This is a genomic window from Naumannella huperziae, assembly GCF_054073625.1.
Genome location: NZ_JBSXPH010000001.1, coordinates 1,635,986 through 1,653,495 on the forward strand (window position 1 = coordinate 1,635,986; position 17,510 = coordinate 1,653,495).

16 protein-coding genes are annotated in these 17,510 nt (G+C 71.3%); 15 read left to right on the forward strand and 1 reads right to left on the reverse strand.

Annotated elements, in window-relative coordinates:
- The 4 genes from rpmA (at position 1) to proB (ending at position 4,232) form a co-directional block, all read left to right on the forward strand.
- Complete coding sequence (rpmA, locus tag ACXDC7_RS07855; protein WP_179444050.1) at positions 1–270, forward strand: 50S ribosomal protein L27; 270 nt, start codon at positions 1–3, stop codon at positions 268–270.
- Between the two features lie 137 nt (positions 271–407).
- The gene (locus ACXDC7_RS07860; RefSeq protein ID WP_179444049.1) at positions 408–1,601 is read left to right on the forward strand and encodes an ATP-binding protein; all 1,194 of its coding nucleotides are present in this window, start codon (positions 408–410) and stop codon (positions 1,599–1,601) included.
- The gene (gene obgE / locus ACXDC7_RS07865; RefSeq protein ID WP_459221759.1) at positions 1,601–3,124 is read left to right on the forward strand and encodes a GTPase ObgE; all 1,524 of its coding nucleotides are present in this window, start codon (positions 1,601–1,603) and stop codon (positions 3,122–3,124) included. Before ACXDC7_RS07860 ends, obgE begins: the two co-directional genes overlap by 1 nt.
- Entirely contained in the window at positions 3,087–4,232 is a 1,146-nt protein-coding gene (gene proB / locus ACXDC7_RS07870; RefSeq protein WP_459221760.1) for a glutamate 5-kinase, read from the forward strand. The genes obgE and proB overlap by 38 nt, the downstream gene beginning before the upstream one ends.
- A 45-nt stretch (positions 4,233–4,277) precedes the next feature.
- On the opposite strand, the gene ACXDC7_RS07875 is transcribed toward proB, so the two are convergent.
- Positions 4,278–5,270 (reverse strand): LysR family transcriptional regulator, encoded by a 993-nt coding sequence (locus ACXDC7_RS07875; protein WP_459221761.1) that lies wholly within the window; start codon positions 5,268–5,270, stop codon positions 4,278–4,280.
- 115 nt (positions 5,271–5,385) lie between these two features.
- Here ACXDC7_RS07875 and ACXDC7_RS07880 point away from each other — a divergent pair, with 115 nt between their 5' ends.
- From ACXDC7_RS07880 to ACXDC7_RS07930, 11 genes are read left to right on the forward strand one after another with little or no spacing between them, the layout of a single operon-like run.
- Positions 5,386–6,450 (forward strand): PrpF domain-containing protein, encoded by a 1,065-nt coding sequence (locus ACXDC7_RS07880; protein ID WP_459221762.1) that lies wholly within the window; start codon positions 5,386–5,388, stop codon positions 6,448–6,450.
- A gap of 59 nt (positions 6,451–6,509) precedes the next feature.
- On the forward strand, positions 6,510–7,589 hold the full coding sequence (locus ACXDC7_RS07885; protein WP_459221763.1) for an ABC transporter ATP-binding protein: 1,080 nt from the start codon (positions 6,510–6,512) through the stop codon (positions 7,587–7,589).
- Positions 7,589–9,310: an ABC transporter permease gene (locus ACXDC7_RS07890; RefSeq protein ID WP_459221764.1), complete on the forward strand. Its 1,722-nt coding sequence runs from the start codon at positions 7,589–7,591 to the stop codon at positions 9,308–9,310. Before ACXDC7_RS07885 ends, ACXDC7_RS07890 begins: the two co-directional genes overlap by 1 nt.
- Positions 9,310–10,428, forward strand: a complete 1,119-nt coding sequence (locus tag ACXDC7_RS07895) for an ABC transporter substrate-binding protein (protein WP_179444043.1) — start codon at positions 9,310–9,312, stop codon at positions 10,426–10,428. Before ACXDC7_RS07890 ends, ACXDC7_RS07895 begins: the two co-directional genes overlap by 1 nt.
- Entirely contained in the window at positions 10,425–11,222 is a 798-nt protein-coding gene (locus tag ACXDC7_RS07900; RefSeq protein ID WP_459221765.1) for an alpha/beta fold hydrolase, read from the forward strand. Before ACXDC7_RS07895 ends, ACXDC7_RS07900 begins: the two co-directional genes overlap by 4 nt.
- Positions 11,223–11,254: 32 nt before the next feature.
- Complete coding sequence (locus ACXDC7_RS07905) at positions 11,255–12,934, forward strand: ABC transporter substrate-binding protein (protein ID WP_459221766.1); 1,680 nt, start codon at positions 11,255–11,257, stop codon at positions 12,932–12,934.
- A 22-nt stretch (positions 12,935–12,956) separates the two neighbouring features.
- Positions 12,957–13,979 carry an ABC transporter permease gene (locus tag ACXDC7_RS07910; RefSeq protein WP_179444040.1) on the forward strand — a complete coding sequence of 341 codons (1,023 nt, stop codon included), beginning with the start codon at positions 12,957–12,959 and terminating at the stop codon, positions 13,977–13,979.
- Entirely contained in the window at positions 13,976–14,944 is a 969-nt protein-coding gene (locus ACXDC7_RS07915) for an ABC transporter permease (RefSeq protein WP_179444039.1), read from the forward strand. Before ACXDC7_RS07910 ends, ACXDC7_RS07915 begins: the two co-directional genes overlap by 4 nt.
- A gap of 18 nt (positions 14,945–14,962) precedes the next feature.
- Positions 14,963–15,976: an ABC transporter ATP-binding protein gene (locus ACXDC7_RS07920; protein WP_459221767.1), complete on the forward strand. Its 1,014-nt coding sequence runs from the start codon at positions 14,963–14,965 to the stop codon at positions 15,974–15,976.
- An 8-nt stretch (positions 15,977–15,984) separates the two neighbouring features.
- Positions 15,985–17,097, forward strand: a complete 1,113-nt coding sequence (locus ACXDC7_RS07925; RefSeq protein WP_459221768.1) for an ABC transporter ATP-binding protein — start codon at positions 15,985–15,987, stop codon at positions 17,095–17,097.
- A 20-nt stretch (positions 17,098–17,117) separates the two neighbouring features.
- Positions 17,118–17,489 (forward strand): RNA-binding S4 domain-containing protein, encoded by a 372-nt coding sequence (locus ACXDC7_RS07930; RefSeq protein ID WP_459221769.1) that lies wholly within the window; start codon positions 17,118–17,120, stop codon positions 17,487–17,489.
- Positions 17,490–17,510: the final 21 nt, after the last annotated feature.

Consider the following 17,510-nt stretch of genomic DNA (forward strand, 5'->3'; position numbering starts at 1 on the left):
ATGGCACACAAGAAGGGCGCGTCCTCGACGCGGAACGGTCGCGATTCCAACTCCCAGCGGCTCGGCGTGAAGCGCTTCGGCGGCCAGTTGGTCAACGCCGGGGAGATCATCGTCCGGCAGCGCGGTACCCACTTCCACCCGGGCGACGGCGTCGGCCGCGGTGGCGACGACACCCTGTTCGCGCTGGTCGAGGGGCGGGTCGAGTTCGGCACCCGCCGCGGCCGCCGCGTCGTGAACATCCTGGTCGAGGAGACCGCCGCCGCGCAGTGACGCGACGCCTCCCGGCCGATCGGCGAGGGCCCGTCCCAGTTGGGGGCGGGCCCTCGCCGCTGTTCCGGCGCGGACCGGCGGTCGCCTAACAAACCTAATTTCGGCCGGTTTTCGTTTTGTTAGGTACGCTGATGCGCATGGACGGTCCGTTCTTCCCCGGCGCCGGGACCAGCCCGTATCGGCTCGAGGGCCGCGAGGCCGAGCTGCGGCAGTGGCGGCGCGTGCTCACCGACTTCGCGGCGTTCGGGCACACCCAGGCGAGACACCTGATCATCTCCGGCGTGCGCGGGGTCGGGAAGACCTCGCTGCTCAAGGAGTTCGCCGAGGCGGCGCTGGTCGAGGGCTGCCTCGCGATCCGGGTGCGCTGCCAGGCCTCCGGCCGGGAATCGCTGATGGACCGGGTCGACGCCGCGGTGGATGCCGCGCTCGAGCGCGCCGACTTCGCCGCCGAGCACGGCCGGCTGACCAGGGCCGCCATCACCACCCCGATCGGCGGGATCGAGCTCGAGCGCGAGCTGAACGACGATGACACGCTGATCGACACCGCGTTCATGACCCGGCTGCTCACCGCCACCGACACGGTGCGCCGACGTGGCGGCATCGGGCTCGCGCTGCTGATCGACGAGACCCAGTACGCCGATCACGCCAGCCTGGTCAACCTGTCCGAACTGGTCTCCCTGCTCGGCGAGCGCGATGCCGACAAGCCCGGGTTGATCATCTGCTTCGCCGGCCTGCCGGGCGACACCGCCCGGCTGGTCGGCAAGTCCTCCAGCCACGCCGAGCGCGTCTATCGCCGGATCAATCTCGGCTACCTCGACGCCGAGGCCACCAGAGACGCCTTCCTGCTCCCGGTCCGCGAGGCGGGTGGCGCCTGGACCCGGGAGGCGCTGGACGCCGCGGTCGAGGTGTCGGGCGGCTACCCCGCCTTCATCCAGGAGCTGGGCGCCGAGGTGTGGGCGCACCGGGTCGACGACGAGCTCACGCTGGCCGCCGTCCGGGCGGGCATCGAGGCCGCCGCGCCGCAGCTCGAGGCCTACTACGAGGGGGCCTGGGAGGCCGCACCCGCCGAGGGGCGCCGGATCCTGATCGCGCTGGCGGATGCCGGCGGCGAGGCGAGCGTCGCCGAGCTGGCCCGGGCCGTCGGCAAGGAGTCCAGCTCACAGATCGCCTGGGCCGTCGATGCCCTGGTCAAGCGCGGTACGGTGCTGCGGCCCGCCCGCGGCCGGATCGTCTTCGGCCGCTCCGGGATGGACCGCTGGGTGCTGGAGAACCACGGGGGTCCCGATCCCGGCGAGCAGCATCGGCCGATCGGCCGGAAAGGTAGGCACTGATGGCGATTCCGAGCTTCGTGGACCGGGTCAGGCTGCACGTCGCGGCCGGTCGTGGGGGCAATGGCACGGCGTCGGTGCATCGGGAGAAGTTCAAGCCCCTCGGCGGTCCCGACGGCGGAAACGGCGGCGACGGCGGCTCGATCATCCTGCGCGTCGACCCGAACCTGTCCACCCTGGTCGACTATCACCGCCAGTCCCAGCGCCGGGCCCGCAACGGCCAGCCCGGCGAGGGCGACAACCGCAACGGCGCCCGCGGCGAGGACATCGTGCTGGCGGTGCCCGACGGCACCCTGGTCACGGACGCCGACACCGGCGAACAGCTCGCCGACCTGACCGGGGCCGGCGCCGAGCTCGTCGTCGCCCGCGGCGGCAGGGGCGGCCTGGGCAATGCCGCGCTCGCCTCGGCCTCGCGCAAGGCGCCGGGCTTCGCGCTGCTCGGCGAGCCGGGCGAGGAGCGTACCGTCACCCTCGAGCTGAAGGTCGTCGCCGATGTCGGACTGGTCGGCTTCCCGAGCGCCGGCAAGTCCTCGCTGGTCGCCGCGCTGTCCCGGGCGCGGCCCAAGATCGCCGACTACCCGTTCACCACCCTGGTGCCGAATCTCGGTGTCGTCGTCGCGGGCGACCTCACCTACACCGTCGCCGACGTGCCCGGCCTGATCGAGGGCGCCAGCGAGGGCCGCGGCCTCGGCCACGACTTCCTGCGCCACGTCGAGCGCTGCGCCGCCCTGGTCCACGTCGTCGACACCGCCACCTACGAGCCGGGACGTGACCCGGTCGGCGACCTCAAGATCATCGAGAACGAGCTGGCCCGCCACGGCGGTCTGGAGGACCGCCCGCGGTTGGTCGCGCTGAACAAGGTGGACGTGCCCGACGGCCGCGACATCGCCGACATCGTCGCCGCCGATGTCGAGCAGTTCGGCTGGCCGGTCTTCGAGATCTCCACCAAGACCGGCGAGGGCCTGACGGAGCTCAGTCACGCCATGGCCGAGGTGGTACGCCGCCGCCGCGCGGCCACCCCGACCCCCGAGCCCGCCCGGATCGTGCTGCGGCCCGCGCCGTCTGCCGGCGAGGAGTTCACCATCAAGCGGCAGGGCGACGGCGAGGGCGGACACCTGTGGCGGGTCCGCGGCGACAAGCCCGAGCGCTGGGTACGCCAGACCGATTTCGGCAATCCCGAGGCCGTCGGCTATCTCGCCGACCGGCTGAACCGGCTCGGCGTGGAGGACAAGCTGCTCGCACTCGGCGCGGCCGCCGGTGATGCGGTGGCGATCGGGGGCGACCCGCGTACCGGCGACGGGGCCGTGGTCTTCGACTTCCGCCCCCAGGTCGACATCGGCGCGGAGATCTTGTCCCGGCGCGGCGAGGACGACCGACTGGTCGAGGACCGTCCGGCGGTCGCCCGGCGGCGCGAGCTGGACCGCGAGTACCACCGCCGCAAGGCCGACGGGACCTGGCGCACCGATGTCGACGAGGATGCGCGCGACGATGATCAACAGCCCCGCCGGGACCCGACCGATGACTGACCGGGCGGCGCTGCGCGATGCGCGGCGGGTGGTGATCAAGGTCGGCTCCTCCTCGCTGACCAGCGACGGCGGCGCGCTCGACCCCGACCGGCTGGCCGGCCTGGTCGACGCGCTGGCCGCCCGGCACCGCGCCGGTGCCGAGGTCGTCCTGGTGTCCTCGGGGGCGATCGCCGCGGGGCTGGTCCCGCTCGGCCTGACCCGCCGGCCGCGGGATCTGCCGCTGCAGCAGGCCGCGGCCGCCGTGGGGCAGGGCCTGCTGGTGGAGCAGTACGCCAGCCGGTTCGCCGCGCACGAGATCACCACGGGCCAGGTGCTGCTGACCGTGGACGATGTCACCCGGCGCAGCCACTATCGCAATGCGCACCGGACCTTCGCCAAGCTGCTGGAGCTCGGTGTCCTGCCCGTCGTGAACGAGAACGACACGGTCGCGACCAGCGAGATCCGGTTCGGTGACAACGACCGGCTGGCCGCGCTCGTCGCCCATCTGGTCCATGCCGACGCGCTGGTCCTGCTCAGCGATGTCGACGGGTTGTGGACGGACAAGCCGGGGACGCCGGGCGCCGTCCCGGTGCCGCAGGTGCACTCGCGTACCGATATCGACAAGATCAACATCTCGGCGACCGGGTCAGCGGTCGGCACCGGCGGCATGATCACCAAGGTCGACGCCGCGGCGATCGCCACCTCGGCCGGCATCCCGGTGGTGCTGACGGTGGCCGCGAACTGCGCGCGCGCGCTGGCCGGGGAGCCGGTCGGCACGATCTTCCATCCGACCGGCAAGCGGCGCCCCGCCCGATTGCTCTGGCTGGCCCATGCCTCCAGCACCAGCGGCGATCTGTGGCTCGACGCCGGCGCCGTGCGGGCCGTGGTCGAACGCAAGGCCTCGCTCCTGCCCGCCGGGGTCACCCGGGTCGAGGGGGCCTTCAGCGCCGGCGACCCGGTCAACCTGCGCGGCCCGTCGGGGCAGGTGGTCGCCCGCGGTCTGGCCGGCTTCGACGCCTCGGAGCTGCCGTCGCTGATCGGGCGCTCCACCCGCGAGCTCGGCGCCGAGTTCGGTCCCGAGTACGAACGGACCGTTGTGCACCGTGACGCGCTGGTGGTCCTGGGTTAAGCATTCCTGAACGCTTCGTCGCCCCCGGACGTTCGGGTCGGTCGGCTAGTTCGGGTCGTGGCGCGGGTCGGCGCCGTCGCGGACGGAGCCGAGCTGGTGGCGACCGAGCCGGGACACGCTGAGCGACTCGGCGACCTCGGCGAAGGCCCGCTCGATGGCCGCGGCCGCCGGCCGGGCGGGGCGGTCGCGGACCCGGCTGAGCAGGATCCGGCGGTGCGGCACGTCGTCGTCGGCGGCGATGCTGACCAGGCGGACGTCGTCGCGCAGGTTGGTCAGCCCGAGCCGCGGCGCCAGCGCGATGCCCAGGCCCGCGGCCACCATCGCCTGGATCTCCTGGTAGTCCTGGGCGCGGTAGGTGATCCGCGGCTCATAGCCCGCCCGCACGCAACTGCGCAGCAACAGATCGCTCGCGGGGTGGGTCTCCGACCGCACGACCCAGCGCCGATCGGCCAGGTCGGCCATCGTCACGGGCCGCTCCCGGGGCAGGTCGCTGGCCGCGGGGACGACCAGCACGGGCGGGTCGTCGAGCAGGTGGACCGAGGTCAGGCCCGGATCGCGCAGCCGGTTCCACGGGTAGTCCCACAACAGCGCGAGCTCGACCTCCCCGCTGTGCAGCAGATCGATCAGCGGCGCGAGCAGCGCGCTGTGCACGGTCAGGTCGATGTCGGGCCAGCGCTGGTGGAAGCGGGTCACCACGAGCGGCAGCAGCGACGCGCTGGCGGTCGGGAACGAGCCGATCCGCAGGCTGCCCGCGCGCAGCCCGGAATGCTCGGCCAGATCGGATTCGGCGGCCCGCAACTGCCGCCGGATCGCGCTCGCGCGCGTGGCCAGCGCGGCCCCGGCCTCGGTCAGCCGGATGCCGCGTGGCAGCCGTTCCAGCAACGGCTGGCCGGCCTCGGACTCCAGCCGCCGGAGTTGTTGCGAGATCGCCGAGGTGGTGTAGCCCAGCGCCGCGGCCGCGCCGGTCAGCGAGCCGTGTTCGGCGACATCGGCGAGCAGCAGCAGGCGACGGACATCCACGCTCATCGGCGTACCCACGACTTAAGCATGAGTACATGCTAGTCAACGAACTCGCGATTGTGCTTCAACCTCTGCGAAGTCAGGCTGGGACGCGGAACCGGCGCGGTGGCCGGACGGTGCGAGGAGGACGAGGATGCAGGTACGCGGGACCCTGGTCCGCGGTGGCACCAGCAAGTGCTGGCTGTTCACCGAGCACGACGTGCCCGGTACGCGTACCGATCTCGAGGCCATGCTCGTGGCCGCCTACAACGCGGCGGACCGGCGCCAGATCGACGGCGTCGGCGGCGCCACCTCGACCACCTCCAAAGCCGCGGTCGTCGGACCGTCTCGCGCCCCCGATGTCGACATCGACTACCTCTTCGCACAGGTCGGGATCGGCGAGGGGAGAGTCGAGTGGGGCAGCAACTGCGGCAACTGCGCGACCGCGATCGCGCTCTACGCCGTCGCCAAGGGACTCGTCCCGGCCGGCCCGCGCGAGACCCGCGTCCGGCTGCGCAATGTGAACACCGGGTCCCGGCTGGACGCCGTCGTGAGCACCCCGGGCGGCCGGATCAGCGACCACCCGAACGCGCTGGTGCCGGGCACCGACGCCGCCGGGGTCGGTGTGCGGCTGATCTTCCTGGCCCCGGGCGGCGGCAGCACCGGCGCGCTGCTGCCGACGGGTCGGCCCGCGGAACCGATCACGATCGCCGGGCGGCGCGCGCGGCTGAGCCTGCTCGACGCCGGCGCGCCGGTCGCACTGCTGCGGGCCGGCGACCTCGGGCTGACCGGCGACGAGGACCCCGCCGAGCTGGCGCCGTGGCTGCCGGAGCTGATCGCGGTACGCGCGCAGGCCGCGATCCGAATGGGCCTGGCCCGGCCCGGGGAGCCCGCCCCGCAGGCGGTACCGAAGGTCGGCATCGTGGGCGAACCGCGTGGTGATCGGATCGGCGTCCGGATGGTCTCGATGCAGGAGTTCCACCCGGCGATCGGCCTGACCAGCGCGGTCGCGCTGGCCACGGCGACCCGGACCCCCGGGTCGGTGCTGGCCGGCGCGGCCGCGCCGGAGGGGCCGGCCCGGCTCCGGTTGGCGACGCCGTCGGGGGAGGTGGCGGTACGCAGCAGCCTGACCGCGGGCGGCGCCGTGGCCGAGGTCGAACTGGAACGAGCGGCGCGGCTGATCGCCGATGCCGTGATCTACCTACCGGCGGCGGCCTGAGCGCCCACCCGGACAATCACTGTCAGCAGGACAACAACGAAGTTGGAGGCGAGGACACCATGCGGGTATCCCTTGAGCAGTTGGTGATCAAGTACGGTGCGGCAACGGCCGTCGACCGGCTCGACCTGACCATCGAGCCGGGGGAGTCGCTGGTGCTGCTCGGCAAGTCGGGCTGCGGCAAGACGACGACCATGCGCAGCATCGCCGGGCTGGAGACGCCGGTGGCCGGGCGGATCACCATTGGTGACCGCGTGGTGCTGGACGCCGAGCGCGGCATCGAGGTGCCGTCGCACCGGCGCAATGTCGGGATGGTCTTCCAGTCCTATGCGGTGTGGCCGCATCGCACCATCTTCGAGAACGTGGCCTTCCCGCTGCGGATGCAGAAGCTGTCGCGCACCGAGACCCGGCGGCGGGTGCACGAGGTGCTGGAGCTGGTCGGGCTCGGCGAGCACGCCGATCGCGGTGCCAGCCTGTTGTCCGGCGGGCAGATGCAGCGGGTGGCCCTCGCGCGCAGCCTGGTGATGCGGCCGAGCGTGCTGCTGCTCGACGAGCCGCTGTCCAACCTGGACGCCCGGCTGCGCGAGCGGCTGCGGATCGAGCTGCGCGGCATCCAGCAACAGCTCGGCCTGACCTGCGTCTATGTCACCCACGACCAGGCCGAGGCGATGGCGCTGGCCGACCGGATCGCGTTGATGCAGGGCGGCCGGATCGTCCAGGCCGGTACGCCGGAACAGATCTGGTCGCGGCCGGCGAGCGCGTCGATCGCGGACTTCCTCGGGGTCAGCAACATTCTTCCGGTACGCGGGGACGCAGGCGGCGGCTACCGGATCGACAACTCGCCGCTGACGGTGACGGCGGCGGAGCGCGTCGACGGCGATCAGGCCCTGCGCGCCTGTATCCGTCCGGAGGACCTGAGCCTGGCCGGCGAGTCGAACGGACACGGCAATGCCTGGGCGGGCGGCGTCGAGGTGGTCACCTTCCAGGGCAACCACACCGTCTACCGGGTCGGCCTGGACGACGGGCCGGCGGTCGAGGTGGCCGCGCCGGCCGGCGGTCCGGCCTTCCGTACCGACGATCGGGTCTGGGTCAGCGCCGATCCCGCCGCCGTGCGGATCCTGCCGCAGGAGGTGCCGGCCTGATGAGCACCCTCACCCGATCCCTGCGGATGCTGCCCGTCGGGGCCCAGTTCGCGCTGCTGGTCGTGCTCGTGGTGATCCCGATGGGGCTCATCGGACTCGCGGCGATCAGCGCCGAGACCCCGCGCCCGGGCGCGCTGTTCGGCGGCCTGTCGGTCGACAACTTCGCGATCCTGACCACCCCGGCCGCCCTCGGCGCGCTGGCCAACTCCGTGTTCGTCGCGGCCTGCGCCTCGGTGCTCGCCATGATCATCGGCGGGGTGCTGGCCTTCCTTGCCGCCCGCAGCGACGCGCCCGCCCGCGGCCTGATCTATTTCGCCGGGATCTCGCCGATGTTCCTGCCCTCGCTGGTCGGCGCGCTGGCCTGGTCGCTGTTGGCCGGGCCCGCGATGGGCTACCTGAATGTCGCGGCCCGCGCGATCGGCCTGCCGAACCTGGTCGACATCTATTCCTACGGCGGGCTGATCTTCGTCCTCGCCGTCTACTACGCGCCGTATGCCTTCTTGCTGATCCACGGGGCGATGAGCCTGATGAACCCCGACCTGGAGGACGCGGCCGGGGTGCACGGCGGCTCGCCGCGGGCAACCCTGCGCCATGTCACCTTCCCGTTGGTGCTGCCGGCCATCCTCGGCTCCGCGGTGCTGGTCTTCACCCTGACCATGGAGAACTTTCCGGTCGCGCAGATGATCGGTACGCCGGGCCAGATCGAGACCCTGCCGGCCTTCATCTACCGGCTGATGAACGCCGCCCCCGCGCGCGGGACGGAGGCCGCCGCGGTGGCCGTTGCCCTGACCGCGGTGTTGATCATCGTCACCGCCGTGCAGCAGCGGATCGTGATGCGGCGCCGCTTCACCACCGTGTCCGGCAAGGGCGTGAAGCCGCGGCGCTTCGCGATCGGGCGCTGGCGCTTTGCCGGGCTCGGCTTCGCGATCGCGTACCTCGTCCTGGCGCTGATCCTGCCGCTGCTCGCGCTGCTGCTCGCCTCGCTGCAGTCCTCGCCCTATGTCGCCGAGCTGTCCCAGCTCGCCCGGCCGGGCGCGCTGTCGTTCTGGTCGCTCGGCCAGACGATCACCGACCCGCAGTTCCTGCGCTCGCTCGGCAACAGCGTCGCCGTCGGCGTCCTGGTGGCGGCGATCGGCACCGCCTTCGCGTTCTGGCTCGGCTACTCGGTCTATCGCACCGAGCTGCCCGGCCGGCGCGTGCTGGAACAACTGGCGATGGCCCCGCTCGCGGTGCCCGCGATCGTGATGGGCCTCGGCCTGCTGTGGACCTGGTTGGTCGCCCCCGTGCCCGTCTACGGCACCCTGGTCGTGCTGGTGATCGCGTTCTTGTCGATCTACCTGCCGCAGGGCTATCGCGGGGCCACCGCGGCGATCCAGCAGGTCGATGCCGATCTTGAGGACAGCGCCGTGCTGTCGGGCGCCCGGCGGCTGCGGGCCATCGGTTGGGTGACTGTGCCGCTGCTGCGGACCGGGCTGTTGTCCACCGCGTTGTTGTTGCTGATGCTGGCGATGCGCGAGCTCTCCGCAGCCCTGTTCCTGTTCACCTCCGACACCCGGTTGCTCTCGATCGCGGTGTTCGACGAGTACGACAACGGCGCATTGCGCGCCGCCGCATCCACCAGCCTGCTCTACTGCCTGGCCGTCGTGATCATGGTCGGTCTGCTCCGCTTCGCCGGCGCGCGTACCGCGTCGGGACCCAGTTCTGATCAAGGGAGATCGTGATGCACCGACGTACCCTGCTGACCGGATCGGCCGGACTCGCGGCCGCACTCGGCCTCGGCGCCGCGGCCTGCGCCCCGCCGCCGCAGACGCAACTAGTGACCGGGGCCCCGGTGATCGACGATGCGGCGGCGTTGATCATCGACGGCGAGCAGATCGCCGATCAGGCGCTGTGGCGGGCTGCCCAGGACGAGGGCGGGTTGATCCTCTACAGCGGGTATGTCGAGAACAGCGAGAAGGAAGTGATCAAGGCCTTCACCGCCGACACCGGGCTGGCGGTCTCCCTGGTCCGGTTGGTGCCGAACCGGCTCCTGGAGCGGGTGCTGAGCGAACAGGGCGCCGGGAAGCTGCGCGCCGACCTCATTCGGACCTCCGACCCCGCGGGCGTGGCCAAGATGGCCGCCGCCGGCGCGTTCGGGCGCCACCGGGTCCCGGGCATCGACGACCTCGGTGCCGATGTCGTCTTCGACGACGGCCGCTACTACCGGACCTTCGATCCGGCATTCACCTTTGCCTACAACACGGCTCTCGTGCCCCCCGGACAGGAGCCCCGCGGGTGGCAGGATCTGCTGCACCCGCGCTGGCGCGGCAAGCTCGGGATCACCCAGGCCGGTGCCGGTGGCAGCTCGCTGTCGTTGCTGCGCTTTCAGCTCGACGTGCTCGGCGAGGACTACCTGCGCGCCCTCGCCGCGCAGCAGCCGCGGATCTTCGACTCCTCCGGCGCGATGCAGGAAAGCCTGGCCCGCGGTGAGCTGCACGCGGCAACGGCTGTGATCAGCTCGGTGAACGTGGCGGCGGCCAGCAATGCGCCGGTCCGTTTCGTCGTCGCACCCGAGGGCTTTGCCCTCTACGACTACTTCCTCGGGGTGAGTGCGTCGCCTGTCAACCCGGCCGCCGCGAAGGTGTTCTGCAATTGGAACCTCAGCCGCCGCGCCGGCGACGTGTTCGGACAGATCGGTGAGTATCCGGCAATCGCCGCGTCGGCGCCGCCGCGGGTACTGGGGATCGATCTGCCGTCGATCGCCAGCGGGATCCCCTATCGCCCGCTGCCCGCCGACCTGGCCGCGAACCGGGAGGCCGACCAGGCACTCTTCAACAAGATCTTCGGCTACCTGGCATGAATCCACGAGTGCCCGTGGTGGTCCTCGTGCACGGTGCGGCGCACGGCGGCTGGTGCTGGCAGTTCGTGCGCGAGGGGTTGGCCCGCGCCGGCGTACCCGCGATCGCGCCGGATCTGCCCGGTCACGGCGCCCGGGTGGGCGAGACCGAGCGGGCCTCGATGCGCGCGTACGCCGACGAGATCGCCGCGCTCGTCGCCGGCATCGACCAGCCGGCAGTGCTCGTCGGGCACAGCATGGCCGGGCAGGTCATCGCCCGGGTGGCGCTGGACGCCCCCGACCGGATCCGCCGCCTGGTGTTCCTCAGCGGCCAGGTGCTGGAGCCGGGGATGACGGCGCTGGACACATTGCCGCCGCGGCGACGTGCGGACTACCTGGCCCGCGCCCGTGAGCGCGGCGGGCTCGCCTATGACGTCGCCGAGCAGACGGTACGCGAGCTGTGGTTGAACACCTTGGCCAAGGACGATCCCCGGTTGGACTGGGTGCTCGGCCAGATCACCCCGCAGCCGCTGCGGCCCCTGACCGAACGGGCCGCGGTCGCCGGTTTCCGGCGGCTCGCGATGCCGATCGACTACCTGTGGCCGCGATCGGATCGGAGCACCACCGCGGGACGGATGCGCACCTTCGTGTCCCGGCTGCCGTCACATGCCAGCGTGCGTACCCTGCCCGGCGATCATGACATCATGGTCAGCGCGCCCGACCGGCTGATCCGAGAGCTCCTGCGGCTCACTCAGGCGGTTGCAACCCAACCGTTATCGCGAACGGCTGAGGGGCCGACGCCTTCTGGGTTAGGTTGACGCGGACCTGGACTCGATTGCGGAGGTTTCTCGTGCGCAACGGATGGAAGAAGCGCGGCCTGGCCGCGTTCGGTGCCCTGCTCGTCACGGCGGGGCTGGCGGCGTGTGCGCAGAGCGAGCGCGACCCCGGCGGTCAGAGCGGCGGCGCGGCCGACACCTTCGTCTTTGCCGCCTCCTCTGATCCGGTGATGCTCGACCCGGCGATGGCGAGCGACGGCGAGACCTTCCGGGTTGCGCGGCAGATGTTCGAGGGCCTGGTCTCGCTGCAGCCGGGCTCCACCGAGCTGGCGCCGCTGCTCGCGACGGAGTGGACCTCCAGCTCCGACGGCAAGACGCACAGCTTCACCCTGCGCGAGGGCGTCAAGTTCCACGACGGCACGGACTTCAACGCCGAGGCCGTCTGCGCGAACTTCGAGCGTTGGTACAACTGGACCGGCCTGAACCAGAACGAGAACATCACCTACTACTACGGGAAGCTGTTCAAGGGCTTCAAGAACCCCGAGGGCGCGGACAAGTCCGCCACCGGGATCTATGAGTCCTGCACCGCCGAGTCCCCGACCAAGGCGACGATCACGCTGAAGAAGCCGTTCGCCGCCTTCGTCGACGCGATGACCCTGCCGTCGTTCTCCATGCAGAGCCCCGCCGCGATGCAGCAGTGGGACGCCAACAACACCACCGGCACGGCGGATGATCCGCGATTCTCCGCCTACGCCACCGAGCACCCGACCGGCACCGGCCCGTTCAAGTTCGAGTCCTGGGACCGCGGCCAGCAGGTGACGCTGGCGGCCAATCCCGACTACTGGGGCGAGAAGCCGAAGATCGCCAAGGCGATCGTGAGGACGATCCCCGACGGCAATGCCCGCAAGCAGGAGCTGCAGGCCGGCAACATCGACGGCTACGACCTGGTCGCGCCGGGCGATGTCGAGCCGATGCAGGCCGAGGGGCTGCAGATCAAGAACCGTCCCGCGTTCAACATCCTCTACCTGGGCTTCAACCAGAAGAACAAGGCCCTGCAGGACGTGCGGGTACGCCAGGCGATCAACTACGCGATCGACAAGGAGGCCGTGATCAGCCAGACGCTGCCGCCGGGTTCGGTGGCCGCCAAGGAGTTCATGCCGGACATGGTGAACGGCTACAACCCCGATGTCACGAGCTATGACTACGACCCGGAGAAGGCCAAGCAGTTGCTGGCCGAGGCGGGGCAGAGCGATCTGACCCTGCGGTTCGCGTACCCGACCAGTGTCTCGCGGCCCTACATGCCGACGCCGGAGGACACCTTCGTGGCGCTGAAGTCCCAGCTCGAGGCGGTGGGGATCAAGGTCGAGCCGCTGAACGCGAAGTGGACCCCCGACTACCTCGACATGGTGCAGGGCGATGGTGGCACCGACAAGCGCGACATCCACCTGCTCGGCTGGACCGGCGACTACAACGACGCGGACAACTTCGTCGGGGTCTTCTTCGGTGGCAAGTCCAACGAGTGGGGCTTCGAGAACAAGGCCCTGTTCGACGAGCTGGGCGCGGCGCGCGAGCTGCCCGACAAGGAGCAGCAGGCAACGGCGTACTCCAAGATCAACGAGGACATCGCGAAGTTCGCTCCCGGCGTGCCGATCGCGCACCCGGCCCCGTCGCTCGCCTTCGGCAAGGGCGTCCAGGGCTATGAGCCCAGCCCGGTCCAGGACGAGGTCTGGAACAACGTCACGGTGACCCGCTGATCCTTCGCCCGGAGGCGGCACCATGCTGAGATTCGTGGTCCGGCGGCTGCTGTTGATGATCCCGGTGCTGTTCGGATTGTCGCTGCTGTTGTTCGCCTGGCTGCGCGCGCTGCCGGGTGATCCGGCGCGCGCGCTGCTCGGCGAGCGCGCGACCCCGGAGGGGATCGCCCGGCTGAACGAGCAGTACGGCTTCGACAAGCCGCTGGTCGAGCAGTACCTCACCTACATCGGGCGGTTGATCACCGGCGACTTCGGCAGCTCGCCGCGCACCGGCGAGGCGGTTCTGCCGACCTTCCTGGAACGGTTCCCGGCGACGATCGAGCTCGCGGTGGCGGCGTTGATCTTCGCGATCGCGATCGGCATCCCGCTCGGCTACTTCGCCGCGCGGCGGGCCGGTGGGTTCCTCGACCTGCTCGCGGTCGGCTCCTCGCTGGCCGGGGTGGTGATCCCGGTGTTCGTGCTGGCCTATGTGCTCAAGGTGATCTTCGCAGTCGGCCTGCCCGGGCTGGAGTTCCTCGCCGTGCTGCCGACATCGGGCCGACAGGACCCGCGGATCGACGCCACCCACATCACCAACTTCTATGTGTTGGACGGGCTGCTGACCCGCGAGTGGGACGCGGCGCTGGACGCGATCGTGCACCTGATCCTGCCGGCGATCGCGCTGGGCAGCATCCCGCTCGCGATCGTGGTCCGGATGACGCGCGCCTCGGTGCTGGAGGTGTTGAACGAGGACTACGTGCGGACCGCGAACGCCAAGGGCCTGCCGCGACGGTGGATCACGACCCGGCACGTACTGCGCAATGCGTTGCTGCCGGTGGTCACCACGATCGGCCTGCAGGCGGGAGCGCTGCTGGCCGGCGCCGTGCTCACCGAGTCCGTCTTCGCGTTCAACGGGATCGGCTCCTACCTGTTCGAGGCGATCTCCTCCCTCGACTTCGCCGTGCTGCAGGGCTTCATCTTGTTCATCGCGCTGACCTACGCGGTGGTCAACCTCGTCGTCGACATCCTCTACGGCGTCATCGATCCGAGGATGCGGGTCGCATGAGCGAGCGGACGAAGATCGGCGGGGAGGCCGCCGACGAGCTGACCGATCACCGCCCGCCGGCCCTGGTCGAGGCGATGGGGCGGACCGCGCGCGCCGAGGAGACCGGGACCAGCCTGTGGGTCGGGGCCCTGCGCCGGTTGGTGCGCAACCCGTCGGCCATCGTCGGCGCGATCATCGTTGCCGCCTTCTTGGTGGTGGCGCTGTTCGCTCCGTTGCTCGCGCCGTACGCGCCCTCGGACCCGCGCTGGGCGAGCCAGGTGACGCCGTCGAGCGTTCCGCCGTTCAGCGCCGAGCACCCCCTCGGGCTGGACTCGTTCGGTTCCGACCTGCTCACCCAGTTGATCTACGGGGCGCGCCAGTCGCTGGTGATCGGGGTGGTGTCCACCACGCTCGGTCTGCTCGGCGGTGCGCTGCTCGGCGGGATCGCGGGCGCGTTCGGCGGCTGGGTCGACACCGCCGTGATGCGGGTCGTGGACATCTTGTTGTCGATCCCCGCGTTGCTGCTCGCCGTCAGCGTCGCCGCGGTGCTCGGTCGCAACCCCTATGCGTTGATGATCGCGATCGCGGTCGCCCAGGTGCCGATCTTCGCCCGGCTGCTGCGCGGGTCGATGTTGTCCCAGCGTCGGCAGGACTATGTGCTCGCCTCCACCTCGATCGGCCTGCGCCAGCGCACCATCGTGATGAACCATGTGCTGCCGAACTCGCTCGGCCCGGTGATCGTCCAGGCCACGCTGGTGCTGGCCACCGCGATCATCGAGGTGGCGGCGCTGTCCTATCTGGGTCTGGGCGACCCGAATCCGACCGTCGCCGAGTGGGGCCGGATGCTGGTCCGCGCGCAGACCCGCCTGGAGTCGGCGCCGCACCTGACACTGCTGCCCGGTGCCTGTATCGCGATCACCGCGCTCGGCTTCACGCTGCTCGGCGAGGCCCTGCGCGAGGCGCTCGACCCGAAGTCCCGACGATGAGGGGGCGCGGAGGTGACCATGGCTGAGGCACGCACACCCGAGCCGGCGAGCGAGCCGGTGCTGGCGGTGCGCGATCTGCGCGTGCACTTCGTCCGCCGCGGTCAGCCGCCGGTACGCGCGGTCGACGGCGTCGACTTCGAGGTCGGGGCCGGGGAGGTGGTCGGCATCGTCGGCGAGTCCGGCTCCGGCAAGTCGGTCACCTCGATGGCGATCATGGGCCTGCTGCCGCGCCGCGGCGTACAGGTCACCGGTGCCGCCGACTACCGCGGACAGAACCTGCTGCAGCTGTCGCCCGACCGGCTGGCCAGGCTGCGCGGCAACGACCTGGCGATGGTCTTCCAGGACCCGATGAGCTCGCTGAACCCGGTGATGACCGTCGGCGCGCAGGTCGCCGAGGTGCTGCTCGCGCACGAGAAGATCAGCAAGCGTGCGGCCCGCGAGGAATCGATCGACCTGCTCCGCCGGTGCGGGATTCCCGACCCGGAGCGGCGCTTCGGCGAGTACCCGCACCAGCTCTCCGGCGGCATGCGGCAGCGCGCGCTGATCGCCACGGCGCTGGCCTGCAAACCGCGGCTGTTGATCTGCGACGAGCCGACGACCGCGCTCGACGTGACCATCCAGGCCCAGATCCTGGAACTGCTGGCCGAGCTGGTACGCGGCTCCGGCGCGTCGATGATCATGATCACCCACGACCTCGGCGTTGTCGCCGGGCTGTGTGACCGGGTGAACGTGATGTATGCCGGGCGGATCGTGGAAACCGCGCCGCGCCGCGAACTCTTCGCCCACCCCCGGCACCGCTACACCGCCGGGCTGCTCAGCTCGATCCCGCGGCTGGACGCCGTGCGCAGCGAGCGGCTGGTGCCGATTCCCGGCACCCCGCGCGACACCATCGGCTGGGACGCCGCGTGCGCGTTCGCACCGCGCTGCCGGCATGCCACCGACGCCTGCGTACGACCCGAACTGGAGCTGTCGGGCGAGGCCGAGCATCGCTGGCGCTGCGTCCATCCTGCCGAACCGGAGGCGACCCAGTGACCGACACGATGCCCAACCCAGAGACCGATCACGCAACCGACGTGCTGCTCGACGCGCGCGGGGTGCAGGTGCACTTCCCGATCCGGCGCGGGCTGGTGATCGACCGCACCGTGGGGCATGTCCGCGCCGTGGACGGCGTCGACCTGGCGGTACGCCGGGGCGAGAGCTTCGGGCTGGTCGGCGAGTCGGGCTGCGGCAAGTCCACCCTGGGGCGGGCGCTGCTGCGGCTGGAGAAGCCGACGGCCGGCACCGTCGAGCTCGGCGGCACCGACCTCGCCGCGCTGCGCGGGGAGGCGCTGCGGCGCGAGCGGCGCCGGATGCAGATGGTCTTCCAGGACCCGCTGTCCAGCCTCGATCCCCGGATGAGCGTGCAGAGCCTGATGATGGAGCCGCTGCGCGTGCACGGACTGAGCGAGCGCGACCGGGACACCTTCGGTGCGGACTCGGGCCGGACGCACCTGGCGAAGGTGCGCGACATGATCGAACGCGTCGGCCTGCCGCAGTCCAGCCTGGCCAAGTATCCGCACGAGTTCTCCGGCGGCCAGCGGCAGCGGATCGGCATCGCGCGGGCGATGGTGCTCAATCCGGAGCTGGTGATCGCCGACGAGCCGGTCTCGGCGCTGGACGTGTCGGTGCAGGCGCAGGTGATCAACCTGCTGGAGGACCTGCAGGACGATCTCGGGCTGACCTACATCGTGATCGCCCATGATCTTGCCGTGGTACGCCACATCGCCGACCGGATCGGCGTGATGTATCTCGGCCGGATCGTCGAGGAGGCCGACAGCGACGAGCTGTATGCGATGCCGATGCACCCGTACACGATCTCGCTGCTGTCGGCGATCCCTGTGCCGGACCCCGACGTGGAGGACGCGCGGGAGCGGATCCTGCTCGCGGGCGACCTGCCCAGCCCGGCGAATCCGCCCAGCGGTTGTCGCTTCCACACCCGGTGCCCGTTCCGGCAGCCCGAGCGGTGCGACACCGAGGAGCCACAACTGGTGGAGGTGTTGCCCGGGCACCGGGTCGCCTGCCACTACGCCCGCGAGATCAACGACGGGAAGATCACGGCCGCCGGATCGCAGGTCGTCGATCCCGAACGGGCCGGGATCGTGCCCGAGGCGTGAGCCGTGGTGGACTGACCGGCATGCCCGAGCAGGTACGCGTGGACAGTTGGCTGTGGGCGGTGCGCCTGGCCAGGACGCGCTCGGCCGCGACCGCGGCCTGCCGCGCGGGGCATGTGCGGGTGCGCGGCGAACGCGCCAAGCCGGCCCAGCCGGTCCGCATCGGCGACGAGGTACGCCTGCGCCTGCCCGGGGTCGAACGGATCGTGGTGGTACGCGAGCTGCTGGTCAAACGCGTCGGTGCGCCGGTGGCTGCCGAGGCGTACCTGGATCGGACCCCGCCGCCACCGCCGCGGGTGGAGCGTGGCGCCGTGCCGCAGCGCGATCCCGGCAGCGGCCGGCCCACCAAGCGGGAGCGCCGCCAGCTCGACCGGCTGCGCGGACGCCGGGGCTGACCGGGCCGATCGCCCGTATCC